The sequence below is a fragment of the Labrenzia sp. C1B70 genome, from assembly GCF_000475395.1.
Lineage (GTDB): Bacteria > Pseudomonadota > Alphaproteobacteria > Rhizobiales > Stappiaceae > Roseibium > Roseibium algicola.
Genome location: NZ_AXCE01000004.1, coordinates 532,435 through 547,902 on the forward strand (window position 1 = coordinate 532,435; position 15,468 = coordinate 547,902).

General features: G+C 60.8%; 15 protein-coding genes. 5 read left to right on the forward strand and 10 right to left on the reverse strand.

All coding sequences use genetic code 11. The features are described from left to right. Entirely contained in the window at positions 1-1,911 is a 1,911-nt protein-coding gene (gene cobT / locus Q666_RS40785) for a cobaltochelatase subunit CobT (protein ID WP_023002806.1), read from the forward strand. Positions 1,912-1,930: 19 nt separating this feature from the next. Then, positions 1,931-2,971: an esterase-like activity of phytase family protein gene (locus Q666_RS40790; protein ID WP_031270153.1), complete on the forward strand. Its 1,041-nt coding sequence runs from the start codon at positions 1,931-1,933 to the stop codon at positions 2,969-2,971. 70 nt (positions 2,972-3,041) lie between these two features. Here the strand turns inward: Q666_RS40790 and Q666_RS40795 are convergent, their stop codons facing one another. Further along, positions 3,042-3,707, reverse strand: a complete 666-nt coding sequence (locus tag Q666_RS40795) for a VUT family protein (RefSeq protein ID WP_023002808.1) — start codon at positions 3,705-3,707, stop codon at positions 3,042-3,044. Between the two features lie 116 nt (positions 3,708-3,823). Then, positions 3,824-4,120 carry a 50S ribosomal protein L28 gene (gene rpmB / locus Q666_RS40800; RefSeq protein ID WP_023002809.1) on the reverse strand — a complete coding sequence of 99 codons (297 nt, stop codon included), beginning with the start codon at positions 4,118-4,120 and terminating at the stop codon, positions 3,824-3,826. A 340-nt stretch (positions 4,121-4,460) separates the two neighbouring features. Between rpmB and Q666_RS40805 the strand changes: the two genes are divergently transcribed. From Q666_RS40805 to Q666_RS64725, 3 genes are all read left to right on the forward strand, one after another. Further along, a complete protein-coding gene (locus tag Q666_RS40805) occupies positions 4,461-5,294 on the forward strand; it encodes a DUF3108 domain-containing protein (RefSeq protein WP_208984624.1) in 834 nt (277 codons plus the stop codon). Between the two features lie 330 nt (positions 5,295-5,624). Next, complete coding sequence (locus Q666_RS40810) at positions 5,625-6,584, forward strand: acetyl-CoA carboxylase carboxyltransferase subunit alpha (RefSeq protein WP_023002811.1); 960 nt, start codon at positions 5,625-5,627, stop codon at positions 6,582-6,584. Between the two features lie 364 nt (positions 6,585-6,948). Then, positions 6,949-8,220, forward strand: coding sequence for a murein L,D-transpeptidase family protein (locus tag Q666_RS64725; RefSeq protein ID WP_023014473.1), 1,272 nt, complete (start codon positions 6,949-6,951; stop codon positions 8,218-8,220). 209 nt (positions 8,221-8,429) lie between these two features. On the opposite strand, the gene Q666_RS40820 is transcribed toward Q666_RS64725, so the two are convergent. From Q666_RS40820 to Q666_RS40850, 8 genes are all read right to left on the reverse strand, one after another. Continuing rightward, entirely contained in the window at positions 8,430-9,014 is a 585-nt protein-coding gene (locus Q666_RS40820; RefSeq protein WP_023002813.1) for a class I SAM-dependent methyltransferase, read from the reverse strand. 204 nt (positions 9,015-9,218) lie between these two features. After that, positions 9,219-9,650 (reverse strand): nucleoside triphosphatase NudI, encoded by a 432-nt coding sequence (nudI, locus tag Q666_RS40825; RefSeq protein ID WP_031270156.1) that lies wholly within the window; start codon positions 9,648-9,650, stop codon positions 9,219-9,221. Positions 9,651-9,844: 194 nt separating this feature from the next. Continuing rightward, complete coding sequence (locus tag Q666_RS40830; protein ID WP_023002815.1) at positions 9,845-10,447, reverse strand: HD domain-containing protein; 603 nt, start codon at positions 10,445-10,447, stop codon at positions 9,845-9,847. An 89-nt stretch (positions 10,448-10,536) separates the two neighbouring features. Then, entirely contained in the window at positions 10,537-12,018 is a 1,482-nt protein-coding gene (gene iaaH, locus Q666_RS40835) for an indoleacetamide hydrolase (protein WP_023002816.1), read from the reverse strand. 85 nt (positions 12,019-12,103) lie between these two features. After that, positions 12,104-12,877: a LuxR family transcriptional regulator gene (locus Q666_RS40840; RefSeq protein WP_023002817.1), complete on the reverse strand. Its 774-nt coding sequence runs from the start codon at positions 12,875-12,877 to the stop codon at positions 12,104-12,106. Positions 12,878-12,953: 76 nt separating this feature from the next. Further along, positions 12,954-14,006: a MaoC family dehydratase gene (locus Q666_RS40845; RefSeq protein ID WP_023002818.1), complete on the reverse strand. Its 1,053-nt coding sequence runs from the start codon at positions 14,004-14,006 to the stop codon at positions 12,954-12,956. Between the two features lie 157 nt (positions 14,007-14,163). Further along, positions 14,164-14,340: a hypothetical protein gene (locus tag Q666_RS66360; protein ID WP_023002819.1), complete on the reverse strand. Its 177-nt coding sequence runs from the start codon at positions 14,338-14,340 to the stop codon at positions 14,164-14,166. Continuing rightward, positions 14,337-15,467, reverse strand: a complete 1,131-nt coding sequence (locus Q666_RS40850; RefSeq protein ID WP_023002820.1) for a YeeE/YedE family protein — start codon at positions 15,465-15,467, stop codon at positions 14,337-14,339. Before Q666_RS40850 ends, Q666_RS66360 begins: the two co-directional genes overlap by 4 nt. Position 15,468: the final 1 nt, after the last annotated feature.

Here is a 15,468-nt window from a genome sequence, read left to right on the forward strand (position 1 = left end):
ATGGCACCGCGGCCGGGTCACAATTCCCTTCCGGGCAATAAGCCCGCACCGAGCACCGAGCCATTCAAGCAATCGGTGTCCGGTACCATGCGGGCGATTTCCGGAGAACCGGAACTGGAAGTCATCTTTTCCGGTGACCGGCCCGGTCTCAGCGGCATGTCCGCGCGCTTGCCCGAGCCTTCGCGCAAGATCAACGCGCGCGAGATCGCGATCACCCGTGGCCTGTCGGACAGCATCGCCCTGCGAATTGCCTGCCACGACAAGGCTGTTCATTCCAAGAACATGCCGCAGGGCCCGGACGCGCGGGCGATCTTCGAAGCGGTCGAACAGGCCCGCTGCGAAGCCGTTGGCGCACGCCGGATGCAAGGGGTTGCCGATAACCTGTCGGTGATGCTTGACGACCGGTTCCGCAAATCCGGTGCGCCGGATATCTCCAGCCGGGAAGAAGCGCCGCTGCAGGATGCCCTGTCCCTGCTGGTGCGTGAACGCCTGACCGGTGCGAAGCCGCCGGAAAGCGCGACCAAGCTCGTCGACATGTGGCGTGGCTGGATCGAGGACAAGGCCGGTGCCGACCTTGACAGGCTGGAAGCCGAAGTCGAGGACCAGAATTCTTTCGCGGCCCGTCTGCGGGACGTCCTGAAATCGCTCGACATGGGCGATGAGCTTGGCGATCACGACCAGGACATGGACCCGGAAGAAAACGAGGACCAGGGCAACAACGACGAAGCTGAATCGGGCGACGACAGCGAAGAAGATTCCGGCGAACAGGAAGCCTCTCCGCAGGAGATGGAACTTTCCGGCGAAGAGCAGGAAAGCGGCGATACGGAAGCTGCCGAAGCCGATATGGAAGACTTCGCCGATCAGGACATGTCTGAGGATACCGAGGAACCAGGCGAAAGCGACCGACCCGATACGCCGTTTTCCAACCGGCCGGAATCCGACTACCGCGTGTTCACCACCCAGTTTGACGAGACGATTACCGCTGAAGAACTTTGCGACATGGCGGAGCTCGATCGTCTGCGCGGGTTCCTGGACAAGCAGTTGACCCACCTGCAAGGGGCCGTGGCGCGCCTTGCCAACCGGTTGCAGCGCAAGCTGATGGCGCAGCAGAACCGGGCCTGGGACTTCGACCTTGAAGAAGGGCTTCTGGACACCGCCAGACTGACCCGTGCCGTAACCGATCCGATGGCCCCGCTTGCGTTCAAGCAGGAGCGGGACACCAATTTCCGCGACACGGTCGTGACGCTGCTTCTGGACAACTCGGGATCCATGCGCGGGCGTCCGATCACCGTTGCCGCCACTTGTGCCGACATTCTGGCGCGCACGCTGGAGCGCTGCGGCGTGAAGGTCGAGATCCTCGGCTTCACCACCAAGGCCTGGAAAGGCGGCCAGTCGCGGGAGAGCTGGATCGGTGCGGGCAAGCCGCCGACACCTGGCCGGCTCAACGACCTGCGCCACATCATCTACAAGTCCGCGGATGCGCCCTGGCGCCGGGCCAGGCGCAATCTCGGCCTGATGATGCGCGAGGGCCTTTTGAAGGAAAACATCGACGGCGAAGCCCTGCTGTGGGCTCATGACCGGCTGATGGCGCGGCCCGAACAACGTCGCATCCTGATGATGATTTCCGACGGCGCGCCGGTGGACGACACCACGCTTTCGGTCAACCCGGGCAACTATCTGGAGCGACACCTGCGCTACGTCATCGAGGAAATCGAGACCCGGTCACCGGTCGAGTTGATCGCCATTGGTATCGGACATGACGTCACGCGCTACTACCGACGGGCGGTCACCATTGTCGATGCCGAAGAACTGGCGGGTGCCATGACCGACCAGCTTGCCAACCTTTTCGACGACGAGGTGGACACCTCCTTCAACACGCGTGGCCGCCGTCGCCGCGCGGGTCATCGTTAGTCGGCAGGATCTGGAAAACATGGGAGCAGAAAGGCGTCTTTCGGCAGGCAGCTTCGCGCTGGCTGCCGTCTTTCTCTCCACTTTCTGGTTTGCTGCGCCCGCAGCCGCCGGGGCGCCGGAGCTGCTTTCGGGCGGACAGCCGGTCAAGGCCCGTACCCGATCCATCGACACATTCCGCATAGGGCTTGCCGATACGACCTTCGGCAAGCTGACTTTTCTTGGCGGTCTGGAGCTGATAGCCGCGGACCGCAAGGTCGGCGGGCTTTCCGGTCTGATCAGTCTGGACGGGGGAAGCGAATTTCTGGCGGTCACCGACAACGGACATTGGGTTAGCGGCCGAATCGTGCAGACAGCGGATGGCAAGCCGACGGAGATCGAAGACCTGCGTTTCGCGCCGCTATTGGGTGCCGATGGCAAAACGCTCGATGCACGCTGGGGTCATGATACCGAGGCACTGACGCTGTCGGGCTCCGGTCTTTATGTCACTGCTGAAACCCGCAACGCAATCTACCGGTATCCGTGGCCGATTTCGACCGGCAAGGAAAGGATGATCGGTGAAGTCGCGTTGCCGCAGGATATTCGTGATCTGCCGCGCAACACCGGACTGGAAGCTCTGGCGGCCGGGCCGGAGGACGGCCCGTTGGCCGGCAAGCTCGTGGCTGTCGCGGAATCAGCGCCAAGCGACCTGCATGATCTGTCTGGCTTCATCATCGGTCCGGACGGCACGGAACGCTTCACCATCCGCCGGTACGAGCGCTTCGATGCGACGGATGCGGCGTTTCTGCCCGGTGGCGACATGGTTCTGGTGGAGCGCCGCTTCAGCCTGCGTGATCTGATCGGCCTGCGGCTGCGGCGGTTCAAAGGAGCCGACATTGCTGCCGGAGCCGTTCTGGAAGGCGAGTTGCTGCTGGAGGCCGACTTCAACTCCCAGATCGACAACATGGAAGCTCTGGGTATTCACACCAATGAAAGCGGTGAAACAATCCTGACGCTTGTCTCCGACAACAACCGTTCGATCCTGCAAAGGACCTTGTTCCTGAGGTTTCGACTGGAAGATTGAGGCGCGGGAGCACTTCTGCCCGGCAAGTCGATCCCTGGACGACCAACCCCGCCTTTTTCGCGCCTGGTGCCTAGGCGGCAGTTCCCTTCGGCATGGCCTGAAACAGGCCGAGCACGATGCGGTAAGGGGCGAGCAGGGCGACGGCAACCAGCATCTTGACCAGGAAGTCTCCCACGGCCAGGGACACCCACAGCAGCGCCTGGGTGTCGTCGCTGATGCCCAGGAAGGGCACCGGGAAGGCGAGCGAGCTGTCGTCCATCCCGAACAGGCCGTCGATGAAGGCAAAGCTGGCGGAAAAGGCGATGCCGAAGAACAGGAGCGTGTCGATTACCGAGCCGATGAAGGAAGAGGTGATCGGCGCTTTCCACCAGGCCAGCTTTCGCATGCGGTCGAATATCGTCACGTCCAGCAATTGCGCGACCAGGAACGCCGTGCCGGAGGCGATGGCAATGCGGGGCGTCGCCAGCCAGATCGACAGGACCACGGCAATCAGGAAGCCGGCAATCACAACCTTGCGTGCGGCGGTCGGGCCGAAGCGGCGGTTGGTGAGATCGGTCACCAGGAAGGCGACGGGGTAGGTGAACGCACCCCACGTGAGCGTATCGGCAAGATTGACGCCGCCGATGAAATGCTCGACCGGGAACTGGACCAGAAAGTTGGATGCAACGACAACGGCCGCCATCGCCAGAATGGCGACTACGTGATGGCTCGCGGAGAAGGTCCGGGTTTCGGTCATGTGTTCACCTCATAACGACAGACGCCCAACCGATATCGATTGGGCGTCCTGAAAAGGTTCTTTGCAAGTATGCGAGCTGCCTGCTGCCGGAACGAGCCGTGCAGGCGCTTCAGGCCTTAAGCGGCAGCGGCTTCAGCCTGCTTGCGCTTGATGTCGACCTTGATCTTGCGAGCAGCATCGGACAGGTCCGCGTCACTTGCCTTCATCAGGTATGCGTCCAGACCACCGCGGTGTTCGACGGAGCGCAGTGCGTGTGCGCAGACCTTCAGCTTGAAGGTTTCGCCGAGCGTGTCGCTGATGAGGGACACGTTGCACAGGTTCGGCAGGAACCGGCGGCGGGACTTGTTGTTAGCGTGGGAGACGTTGTTGCCCGTCATCACATCTTTGCCGGAGAGTTCGCAACGGCGTGCCATGATATCACCTTTTGTTTTCGTGGCTGGGCCGTTACTTTGAACCCAGCAAGTCCAACCGGAACCGGCGCGGACCTGAGGCCCGGCGACATCGTCTCCGGCATTTCTCGGAAAAAGTTGCCCCGCTATAATGGGAGTGAAGGCCAACGTCAAGACATCTCCGCCGCTTTGCGGAGATTCACTGCTTTTATTTGCAGGACGCCCGGCTGTTAACCAGTGAGTTACCATAATTTAGAATGATTGGGGTCGTTCATCGAGCGGGATTTATGGTATCTTTCCGTCGCGGAACACTCATGGCGCGGGGGCGCAATTCGCTGCCAGACGGCAGTCCGGAGGTTTTGAAGTGTTTGGTTTGATGTCTCTCGGGCGGCTGGTCGCCCTGCCAATGCTTGCTGCGGCGCTGCTGACGACACCGGCGGAAGCCAAGAAAAACAGCGTCGGCGGCCTTTACAATATTTCGATTGCCGGCTTCAAGGTCGGGCGCGGAACGCTGTCGCTCGTCATGCAGGGCAATGCCTATTCGGCCAAGGTCAGCCTGGAGCCGGCAGGGATCGGCACGCTGTTCACCACCGGCAAGGGTGGGGCGGAAGCATCCGGCTGGATGGTCGGATCGCGCGTCGTGCCGTCGAAATACAGGATGGCGTCGCACGCCTCCAATCTCGATTTCTACGTCAACCTGAGCCAGGGCTCCGGGTCCATCCGTTCAATGGAAGTCGCGCCGCAGTTCAAGCCCAATCCGGAGCGGATCAAGGTGACGGATCGGCATACGCGCAATGCGATCGATCCGCTGAGCGCCGCCCTGATGCCGGTGGGCCGTGCCAAGGACAGTCTCGGGCCGAAGGCCTGTTCGCGTCGTCTGCCGGTGTTCGACGGCTGGACACGGTTCGATATCAAGCTGAGCTATTCCGGCACGAAGGAAGTCTCGGGCCACGGCTATGACGGCCAGGTCGTTGTTTGCAAGGCCCGCTGGGTACCTGTCGCCGGGCACCGTCCGTCCAAGGATTCGGTCAAATACATGGCTCAGGCCAACATGGAAGTGTGGGTTGCGCCGATGGGCCGTGACAACGTGCTCGTCCCCTACCGGATTTCCATAGACACCAAGAACGGCCGCCTGATCGTGGAAGCAGACAAGCTCAAGATCGACGGTGCCGGAAGCGATCAGGCATCCGTCGACTGATCACCGACCCTTCTTCGGCCCTTTCCGGCAAAAATCCGGGAAGGGTTTCCCAGGCGCGAGAGGCTTTCAATCCCTGTTTGCCGGCACACCGAGACTTGCGCCCTCTTGCGTCTCTTGATACAGCCCTCCAACTATGCGTTCAGGCACGCTTGCGTTGCCTGGAGCATCTTGCGTTGTTCAGACGCGGCAAAGATGCTTGAACGTCTTTGAAATGATCGACATTCGGGTGGCTGGTCTCTTTCGGCTGGTAATCCTTCGATCTTGTGACAGAATTTCCGGAGCGGCCGCCGGACGTAAGGCGGTGCCGGCTTGTTTCAGGTAACCGAGTAAATGCACAGCTATTTGGAATTCGAAAAGCCCGTTGCAGACATTGAAGGCAAGATCCAGGAGCTGCGCGCTCTGGCCGGGGAAGATGGCGAAGCCGTCAATGTCGACAGTGAAATCGACCGGCTGAAAACGAAATCCTCGCAAACGCTGCAGGACCTCTACGCCAAACTGACGCCCTGGCAGAAAACGCTCGTTGCCCGCCATCCCGATCGCCCGCATGCCGTTGCCTATATCGCCGGTCTGATCGAAGATTTCACGCCGCTTGCCGGTGACAGGAAGTTTGCCGAAGATGCAGCGCTGATCGCCGGTATCGGTCGTTTTCGCGGTCAGTCGGTGGCTGTTCTGGCTCAGGAAAAAGGCCACGACACCGAAACGCGTCTGAAGCACAACTTCGGCATGGTCCGTCCGGAAGGTTACCGCAAGGCGGTCAGGGTCATGGAAATGGCCGAACGTTTTGGCCTGCCGTTGATCACCTTCGTCGACACCTCCGGCGCCTATCCTGGACGCGGGGCTGAAGAGCGCGGCCAGTCCGAAGCCATCGCCCGCTCGACGGATGTCGGCCTCGGCCTTGGAACGCCGTCCGTTTCCGTCGTCATTGGCGAAGGTGGCTCCGGTGGCGCGATCGCGATCGCGACCGCCAACAAGGTTCTCATGATGGAACACGCGATCTATTCGGTGATTTCACCGGAAGGCGCCGCCTCCATCCTGTGGCGCGACAGCGCCAAGGCGCAAGACGCTGCGACAGCACTGAAGATCACCGCACAGGATCTCAAGCAGCTCGGTGTCATCGATGACATCATCAAGGAGCCTGTCGGCGGTGCGCACCGTGCACGCGAAATCGTTATCGACAACGCGGGCAAGGCGATCGAATCTGCGCTGAAAGAGCTGGCAGGCCTGTCGCCGGATGAAATACGCAAGCAGCGGCGCGAAAAATTCATCGCTATCGGCAGAACCCTGAGCTAGGTCTTCCTGCTCGACTTGGTGTCTTCCGGTTGCCGGGTTCGGCGATATCGCCACGCTGGTAACCGCGCTGTTCACCAAACTGCTGTATTTCGGAAAAAAACGATGCAAGGCCGCCGTAAAAGCGGCCTTTTTGCCATCCTGTGGCCAGAATTTGCCGTCATTCAGGCGAAGTTGGGACGCGCAAGATGACGCTTGGGCAAGTTTTTGTTCCTATCACCATAATTTTGGTCGCAGGCACAATCCGGTTTCAGTAACTTATCGTCAACCATCATTCCCTAGCCTTTGCGCGGGGGCGAGGACGCAGGAAGTGCGGCAAGGCAGTTCGTTCGCCTTTGTCGGTTTCCGCTTAGTTTGGGACAGTATCATGGTCTTTCGGCGCCTTATGAACACGCCAGCCGGCCTTCTTCTTGGCAACAGCGGCCTGAGTGGCCGCAAGGCAGCCCGTCTTGGTGCGGCGCTGATGCTTGCCGGTGTGCTGGCGGCTTGCCAGGCAGACGAATTCACTGCAGGCCCCAACAAGGCGCAGCAGCCTGTCAGCGCGTCAATCAAGCGCAAGATGAACGATCTCAACATGAGCTCGACCTCGCCTATCATGATCCGGATCTTCAAGGAAGAAAGTGCTCTGGAAGTCTGGAAACAGACCCGCACGGGCAAATACCAGCTTCTGGACGAGTTCGAGATCTGCAAATGGTCCGGCAAGCTCGGCCCGAAGTTCAAGGAAGGCGACCGTCAGGCCCCGGAAGGCTTCTACGAGATCACGCCTGCCTTGATGAACCCGAATTCCAGTTATCACCTGGCTTTCAACCTCGGTTACCCGAATTCCTATGACCGCTCCCACGGCCGCACCGGCTCGCATCTGATGGTGCATGGCGCCTGTTCGTCCCGTGGCTGCTACGCGATGACGGACGAGCAGGTCCAGGACATCTACGCGCTTGCCCGCGACAGCTTCAAGGGTGGTCAGCGCTCCTTCCAGGTTCAGGCCCTGCCCTTCCGCATGACGCCGGAAAACATGGCTCGCCACCGCGACAGCGAGCACATGGAATTCTGGAAAATGCTGAAGACTGGCTACGACCATTTCGAGATCACGCAGACCCCGCCGCAAATTTCCGTCTGCGAGAAGAAATACGTGTTCGATGCCACCACGCTGGTGGAAGGCGTACCCTTCCGGGCCAGCGCCAAATGCCCCGACTATCAGGTGAGCCCGAGCATCGCGACGGCAGTTGCCTCCAAGCAGCGCCGCGACAACGAGAAATACCAGCAGCTTGCTGCCCGCTTCGATGCTCGTGACGAGCGCCAGAAGCGCTGGGAAGAGCGCTCCAACCGGCTTGCCGAAGCGCTCGGCGGTGGTGAGGACGACACCAACCCGGCTGTTGCCACGGCCGAGACGGCTGCGCCTGACGTACAGCCCGCAGCCGAAACGGCGACGGCTGCAGTTCCTGCAGAAGCGGCTCCGGCGGCACAGCGGCGGCCGGGCTCAGCGGTCGAGACCGCCTTTGCCCCGCAGGACCAGTCTGGCGGCAGCTCTGTCGGAAGCTTCTTCAAGCGCTGGGTACCCTTCGGTCCGAAAGCTTCGGAAGAAGGCGCTGGTGTTGGCCCGATCGAAACCGAAGTGGTTCCGGATACCAAGCCGAACTGATCGGTCCCTGTCCCGGGGCCAACCTCAAACCCGGTCTCGGCACCATGGAGATCCCGCACCCCGAATGATGTCCACATCCAGAGGATTGCAAAGTCCTCAGGATGTGGAGGGAAGGCGATCCGAACTGCGTGACGGGGGATTGAGCAGATCTTGCGTGATTTGGGGAGCTCGGGGCGCAAGCCCGCAGGCACAGCCTGCCTCAACGGACGTTATTTGATCGCGGTGATGGCGGCCCATTGGGTTGGTTTGCGGTCATAGCCACTTCCCAACCAGGTTTCTGTTTCCAGGATGCGCCAGGTTGCCGCTTCTCGCCAGATCGCAGTCAGTTCGTCCTGAGGCAGAAGATTGTAGTAGCGACCAAACGCGTCTGTGCCTTCGTTGGTGCCAACCTTGAAACTGGCCCAAACGACCCCGTTGTCGTGTAGCGCCCGATGAATTCTCTCAACCACATCGCCGAGGTCGGCTCTTGGAGCGTGTGTCAGTGCGGCGCAGGCATAGACGCCGTCATAAACCTCAACCGCATCAAGCTCGTTAAACAACATGGTCCGAACCGGCTGGCCTAACCGTTGCGCAGCTATCGCAGCGAGTTCGGACGAGCCATCCGTCGCATCCAGAACGAAGCCGGACTTGAGTATGGCCTCGGCGTCCACTCCGCCTCCGGTTCCCAGTTCCAGAATTCTGCCCTTTGCTTTGCATCGCTCCAGGAAGGCAGGCAATCTGGGATTAGGCGTCTCCTTGTCGGCAACATATTCCTTGGCAGTGGTGTTGTAAAAATTCACTGTTTCGCTGGTCATTAATGACGTTCACCCCTCCCCATCAGGTTCAATTTCAAATTCGCATAACTTGAAGTTGTGGCGGCTGTTTGCGGCGCAAAGTTGGCCTGAAAGGGCTGTCGTTGAAGAAGGAACCTATCGTGCCGGGATTTGAGCGGAGCATTCCTGGCGGGTGCGCTTGCTCTGGTGGAGAAGGTGGACAGATCTCGGGATCCTCGACACCTGTCAGGACGGCAGCAGGCCCTTTGCCTTTAGCGTCATTCTTGTGGCTTCGTTGAGATCATATTTGCCGAGATCTTCGGGAAGAACCCATGCGAAGTCCTCGAACTCTTCGTTGATGGAAACGTTGCGGTTCGCGGCCTTGCAGTCAAATATGAGATAAATCATGTAAATCTGCTCGGAGGTGCCGTCCGGGTAGGTCTTTGTCCGGACATCGTCGCGAAACGTCCAGGGTTGGACGGCTTCAATCGTCAGGTCGGATCCCAGTTCTTCCGAGATTTCTCGAAGCAGTCCCTCTGTCATCTGCTCACCCTGTTCCAGACCGCCCCCCGAAAGTGCCCATTGTCCAGGAAAGACACCCCGGTCGCTTGGCATCTTGCACAGAAGGTACGCGCCTTGGTTTTCGATCAAAGGGCAAACAATAATTCTCTGACGCATGTCTTTCTCGATCTAACTGATTTTACGAGGAAAAGTCCGGCTACGATCCGCGGCAACGGCGGCATTCGTCGCAACAGGGGGCAGTCTCCCGAACTCTTGAAAGGTTGAGAGAGCAATAGACGGCTTGTTTGCGATGGAGTGTCGATCGGTGTTTTGAAAGACAAAAGCTACCGCGTCGATCACGTGCTTGTCTTTTACTGCAGCGGCGGCAATCCCCTTGAAACGCCTTCCTGCAGCACGGCCGGGTCGTAGGCCTTTCGTGAGAAAACCTCGCGCACCAGAGGTTCAAAGCTTTCCAGCGTGTCCATTTCATAATCGGGATCGAAGGAGGACTGGTCCCAGCGTTCGCAGAAGTCGGCGCAGGCCTGGAAGTGCATGTGATCCTTGAACTGGTCGCGGGCGTTTTCGTCCCAGCCATAGTGACGGCCGTAATAGAGCATCTGGAAGATGCCGTGATGTTCCACGACCCAGGCAACCTCGTCCCGCACGAAGGGGCGGATGACCTCGGCAGAGAATCGGTCGTGGTTCTGCGGGGCCAGCCCGTCGCCGATATCATGCAGAAGCGCGCCGACGATCCAGTCGATGTCCGCCCCTTCCCGACGCGCCCTTGTGGCCGCCTGCAGGCCATGCTGCATGCGGGTGATCTTGTAGCCGGACAGCGTGTCCTCGTTCTGGCGCTTCAGCTCGGACAGGATCCGTTCCGGTGTCAGGGCGTGATAGGGCCGCTCCGCTTCCGCCAGCAGATCGTAGTCTTCCTTGGTGCCGTCTTTCATCTGGGTGAAGGACACTGTTTTCATGGCGCACACTCCTGTTTTGCGGGAGTGTGCGCCATGACTTCCGATAAAGTCCAGACAGGAAACACCCTGCTTCTGTGGAGGCCCTCTGCCTAGTTTGACACTGGCGCCGGAAGGTGCGGCAGAACCGCTTCGACAGCCAGGCCGAGCGACAGCAGATGCCGGTCGGAATAGGCGGGGCCATCAAGCTCCAGGCCGACGGGCAGGCCGTCCGATGTCAGCCCCGCAGGCAAGGACAGGCCCGGAATTCCGGCGACGGAACCCGGATCGGTGTTGCGGATGAACGTGGGGAAGGTCGGTACGTCTTCTCCGTTCAGCGACACGGTTTCGTCGGATCCGGTGATGGGCTGTGCCGGCAGCGGGGTTGTCGGGAAAACCAGCGCATCCAGCTTGTTGGCTGCAAAGACTTCAGCATATCCGGCCTGGATCAATGGCCGCATGTCGTCCATTGCCTCCCGGTAAACTGCATCCGGGATCGCCTGGTTGCCCAGCACCAGATTGTCGAAGACGAATTTGACGTCGGGGCTGGCGACTTCATCGGCTATGTCCTGCAGCCCGAGCCCGGTTTCATGCGTCTCCAGAAAGGCGGCAAGATCCCGTTTCACTTCCCACAGGGCGATCGGGAAACCGGCTTTTCCGGCAAGTTCAAGCTCTGAACTGATATCGACGGGAACAAGGGTCACGCCAGCGGCCTGCAGCTTGTCCAGGGCTTCCTTGAAGAGACGATCCGTTTCCGGTGAGAGGTTGTCCGTCAGCACGCCTGGAACACCCAGACGGACGGTGCCGAGGTCTGCAGGGTCGAGTGTCGCAGTGCTACCCGTGATCACCGCATCGAGGAGGACCAGGTCGGAAACCGTTCTTGCAATCGGACCGGGCGTGTCGCGTGTCGCGGAAATCGGCACGATACCTTCCGCCGGGTAGCGGCCTGTGGTCGGGCGCAGACCGGAAACACCGTTGAGTGCCGAAGGAATTCGCACCGAGCCGCCCGTGTCGGTTCCAAGGCCGGCGGGCGCCAGCCTGGCACCGATCGCAGCGCCGGTGCCGCCACTCGAGCCGCCGGCAAAGCGGTCCGGATCATAGGCGTTGGCAACCGCGCCGAAGGCGGCGTTGTTCGAGGTGATGCCGAAAGCAAGTTCATGAAGATTGGTCTTGCCGAGCAGGATTGCACCCGCATCGCGCAGTTTCTTCAAGACAGGCGCGTCTTCTGCAGGGACCCATCCTTTCAGGGCAGGTGTCCCACCGGTGGTCGGCAGGTCAGCGGAGGCAATGTTGTCCTTCACGACAATCGGCACGCCGTGCAGCGGTCCGAGGGGTTCACCTGCCTTCACGCTTTCATCGGCGGCAGCAGCGGCTGCAAGCGCGCCTTCGCTGTCGAACGTTATGTAGACATTGCCCGGGTCATCGCCGGTTCTGGCGATGAGGGCGTTGACGAGATCCTTGGCTGTCAGCGTCTGTCCGGCTATGGCGCTCGCCGTTTCCGCCGCACTCAAGGTGGTGATGTCGTCGGCGGCAAACGCCGGACCGGCAAAGACGGCTGCGATCGCAGTCAGTCCTGCTGTGAGATGCACTTTCATGTTTGTTCCCCTTCTTGTGCATGAGGGAAACAGCAAACGCCTGTGCCTTTTCCGGCGCATCCTCGAAAATGAGGAGGCGCTTCGTTTATTGGAGAGAAAGTCGCGTGTTGACGCTGGCGAGCAGTTCCGCCCGGCTGGTCACCCCCGATTTTTGAAACACCGCCTTGAGGTGGGAGCGAACGGTCGTGACGGAGATTTCAAGTTCCGCCGCAATCTCGCGGTCGCGCTTGCCTGCACTCACCAGGCAAAGCACGTCCTGTTCCCGGCTGGTGAGCCCGTGGTGGCCCGCCCAGGCCGTCAAGCGCAATCGGGGGTCGGCATCGCGCTGTTTGCGTTCGTGTGCCTGCATGTTCGCAAGGGCATGTCCGAAGGACGTGCCGATCGCATTCAGTATTTCCAGATCGCGCTGCTGGAAGGTTTCCTTGCCGGCGCCACGCCAGATGCGCAGGTCGCCCAGATGGCCGGTCGCCGCGTAGGCATGGAAGTTCATGCCCTGATGCAGGCCGTCTCGTGCCAGAAAGTCGTTGTAGAATTCGGTGCGCAGGAAGTCTTCCCGGGAAATGACCTGGTCGAGGTGGGTGGCGCGCCGGCACATGCGGAACCTGGGTGTAATCGGATCGCAGTGCTGGAAATGCTGCTGGTAGGCGGCGAGATTGTTCTCGTCCATGTTCAGGAACACGCCGTCCGTGTCGCCGTCGGTCCTTGTCCAGACGTAGGAGGCAAAGTAGTCCGCCTCCAGAAGGTCCAGCAAGCGGGTGCCAAGCTGCAGCCTGAGTTGCCGTGCGTCCTGGATGGCGATCATGTCCTGCATGATCGCGAAGATCAGATTTGTTTCCCGGCCCGAAAGCGTTGTCAGCATGCCAGACCTCCTCTTGCGTCATGGTAGCGAGGAAGAGGAGATCCGTCATCCAAAAGGATCGGGCCGGATGTCATGCCTATTTCGGCATCAGGGCCCAGTAGTCGAAATCGAGAACCACTTCGGGCAGGTAGTTGTCCTCATGGTCCTGTCCGGGGAAGTCATGGCAGGTCCGGTTCTTGGTGGCGACAAGCCGCAGACGCAGCGCGCCGACGTCCGAGCGGCCGTCGATGTCCGCCTTGTCCAGAACTTCCGACCAGGCATAAACCGTGTCGCCTGCCGCCAGCGGGCCGACGTGGCGGCCGCCGTTGATGCCGGCAATATGAAACGCGTTGGCCAGCCCGTTGAACGACAGCGCACGGGCAATGGAGATCACGTGGCCGCCATAGACCAGGCGGTGGCCGAAACGGTTGTGAGCTTCCGTGTGCTGGTTGAAATGCACCTTGGCGGTGTTCTGGTAAAGACGGGTCGCCAGCTGATGCTCGGCTTCCTCAACTGTCATGCCGTCGACATGGTCGATCTTCTCGCCAATCTCGTAATCGTCGAAACGGTACTCGGATCCGGCCAGGTCATTGTCCCAATTGGCGGTGTCGAGCAATGGCACGGCGGTGCCGAGTGACTGCGGGTCGAGCGCTGAAGGAAGTTCCGGCACCACCGGTTCCGGCGCCGGATTGGCGGCAACACGCTTGTTGACCATCACCCAGCGGACATAATCCAGCACCTCGGTGCCGTTTTCGGTGTAGCCGGTCGAGCGCACATAGACGACGCCGGTCTTGCCGTTGGAGTTCTCTTTCTTGCCGATCACCTCGGAGACGGTGGAAATGGTATCTCCCGGGAAAACCGGTGCCAGGAAGCGGCCGCCCGCATAACCCAGATTGGCGACGGCATTCAGCGAGATGTCCGGCACTGTCTTGCCGAAGACGATATGAAAGGTCAGCAGGTCGTCGATCGGGGCGTGGGAATAACCCAGGGATTTTGCGAAAGCGTCTGACGACTGAACCGCAAAGCGAGAGCCGTATAGCGCGGTGTAGAGCGCCTGGTCACCGCTGGTGACGGTGCGCGGCGTTGCGTGGCGGATGACCTGTCCCACCTTGAAGTCTTCGAAGAAATTGCCGCGATTGGTCTTGCTCACCTGTGCCTCCCGGTTCTGATTTGTCGGAGAGGATTAAGCCCGCTGCGGTGCACACAAGCAAGTCAGACGTTTTGCCGATGACCTTGTGAAAGCAAGTCGAGGCTTTGGCATCCCGTGCCAACCCGGGAGCGGTTGCCGGTTGGCAGGGGTCGCTCGGCTATTTGCCGGCCGGGGCGGGCAGCGCACCGCAAAAGCCGCCGCTCGGGGCGGTGCCGGAGCCCAGAGCCAGAAGTTTCGGAGCCTTGTAGGGATTGGGCGGTGTCGCAGATGCATCGAGAGCAATCATTGCGGCAAGTCCGGCAAGGGCGACGGAAGCTGTTACCAGCCGGGTCATGATCTTGCCTCCAGCTTCAGGAGCGGGCGCAGTTTCACGCCGTAGATCGATCCGGCAAAGGCGGCCGCGAACCAGACCCAGCCGTGCAGGCTGCCGGTCGAGATGCCGGAAAAGAACGCACCGACGTTGCAGCCGAAGGCAAGGCGTGAGGAATAGCCCAGCAGAAAGCCCGCGACCATTGCGGCGAGCCAGGCCTGTGCCGGCAGCGACTGGATTTTCTGCGACAGGCCGCCGGTGCGCCAGCTGGCGACCAGAAAGGCACCCAGGATGATGCCGATATTGGTGAGGGATGTGTAATCCGTCAGCAGGCTATGGGTCAGGCGCTCGACGGAGGCAGGTGCACTCCAGAAAACGGATCCGGAAAGATCCGCCCCGGCTGCAGATGCCGCCTTTGCAGCCCAAAGGCCAAGGCCATAGACAACGCCCCAGGGTTGGCCGGCCACGATCAGGTTCAGGATGGCAAGGGCGGCCAGCAGCACGGCTGCAACTATCAGCCGGCGAGGCAGGCGCCGGTTTTCGGGAGCTGCCAGTTTCCAGAGCACTGCGGCGATTGCCGAAAGTCCGAGGAGGGTAATCGCCGCGCCTTGCCAGCCGGACAGGGTCAGAACGGGCAATGCCCCAAGATCTGTCCACCAGATCAGGTGATAGGCCCCGGCAAAGCTGCCGATGGCAAAGAAAGGCAGGGCGACAAGGGAAACCGCGTTGCCGGACCCGGCATTGACCAGGGTGCCGGACCCGCATCCAAGCACGACCTGCATGGCAGCGCCGAAGACGAAGGCTCCCGCGATCATGGCAAAGCCGATTGGGCCCTGTGCGCCGCTCAGCTCGCCCTGGTTTGCGGCAAGCAGGGGAAAGGCCACCAGTGAGACAAGGGCGATCGACAGAAGCTGCGCCCAAAGGCCGCCCGGGTCCCGGCGCAGGATCATCGCACGCCAGGGGCCGGCAAAACCGAAGCGCAGGCCTTCCAGCACGATGCCGAAGCCAAGGCCGACGGCAAGCAACAGGCCATACCGGCCACCAACCAGAAGGGCGGTGGCCAGAACGGCTGCAAGGGCGGCCAAAACAAGACCGCCGCGGCGCCAGATTGGCGTCGCAGCGGCGGTATGAATGTCTGCGGCTGTGGTCACG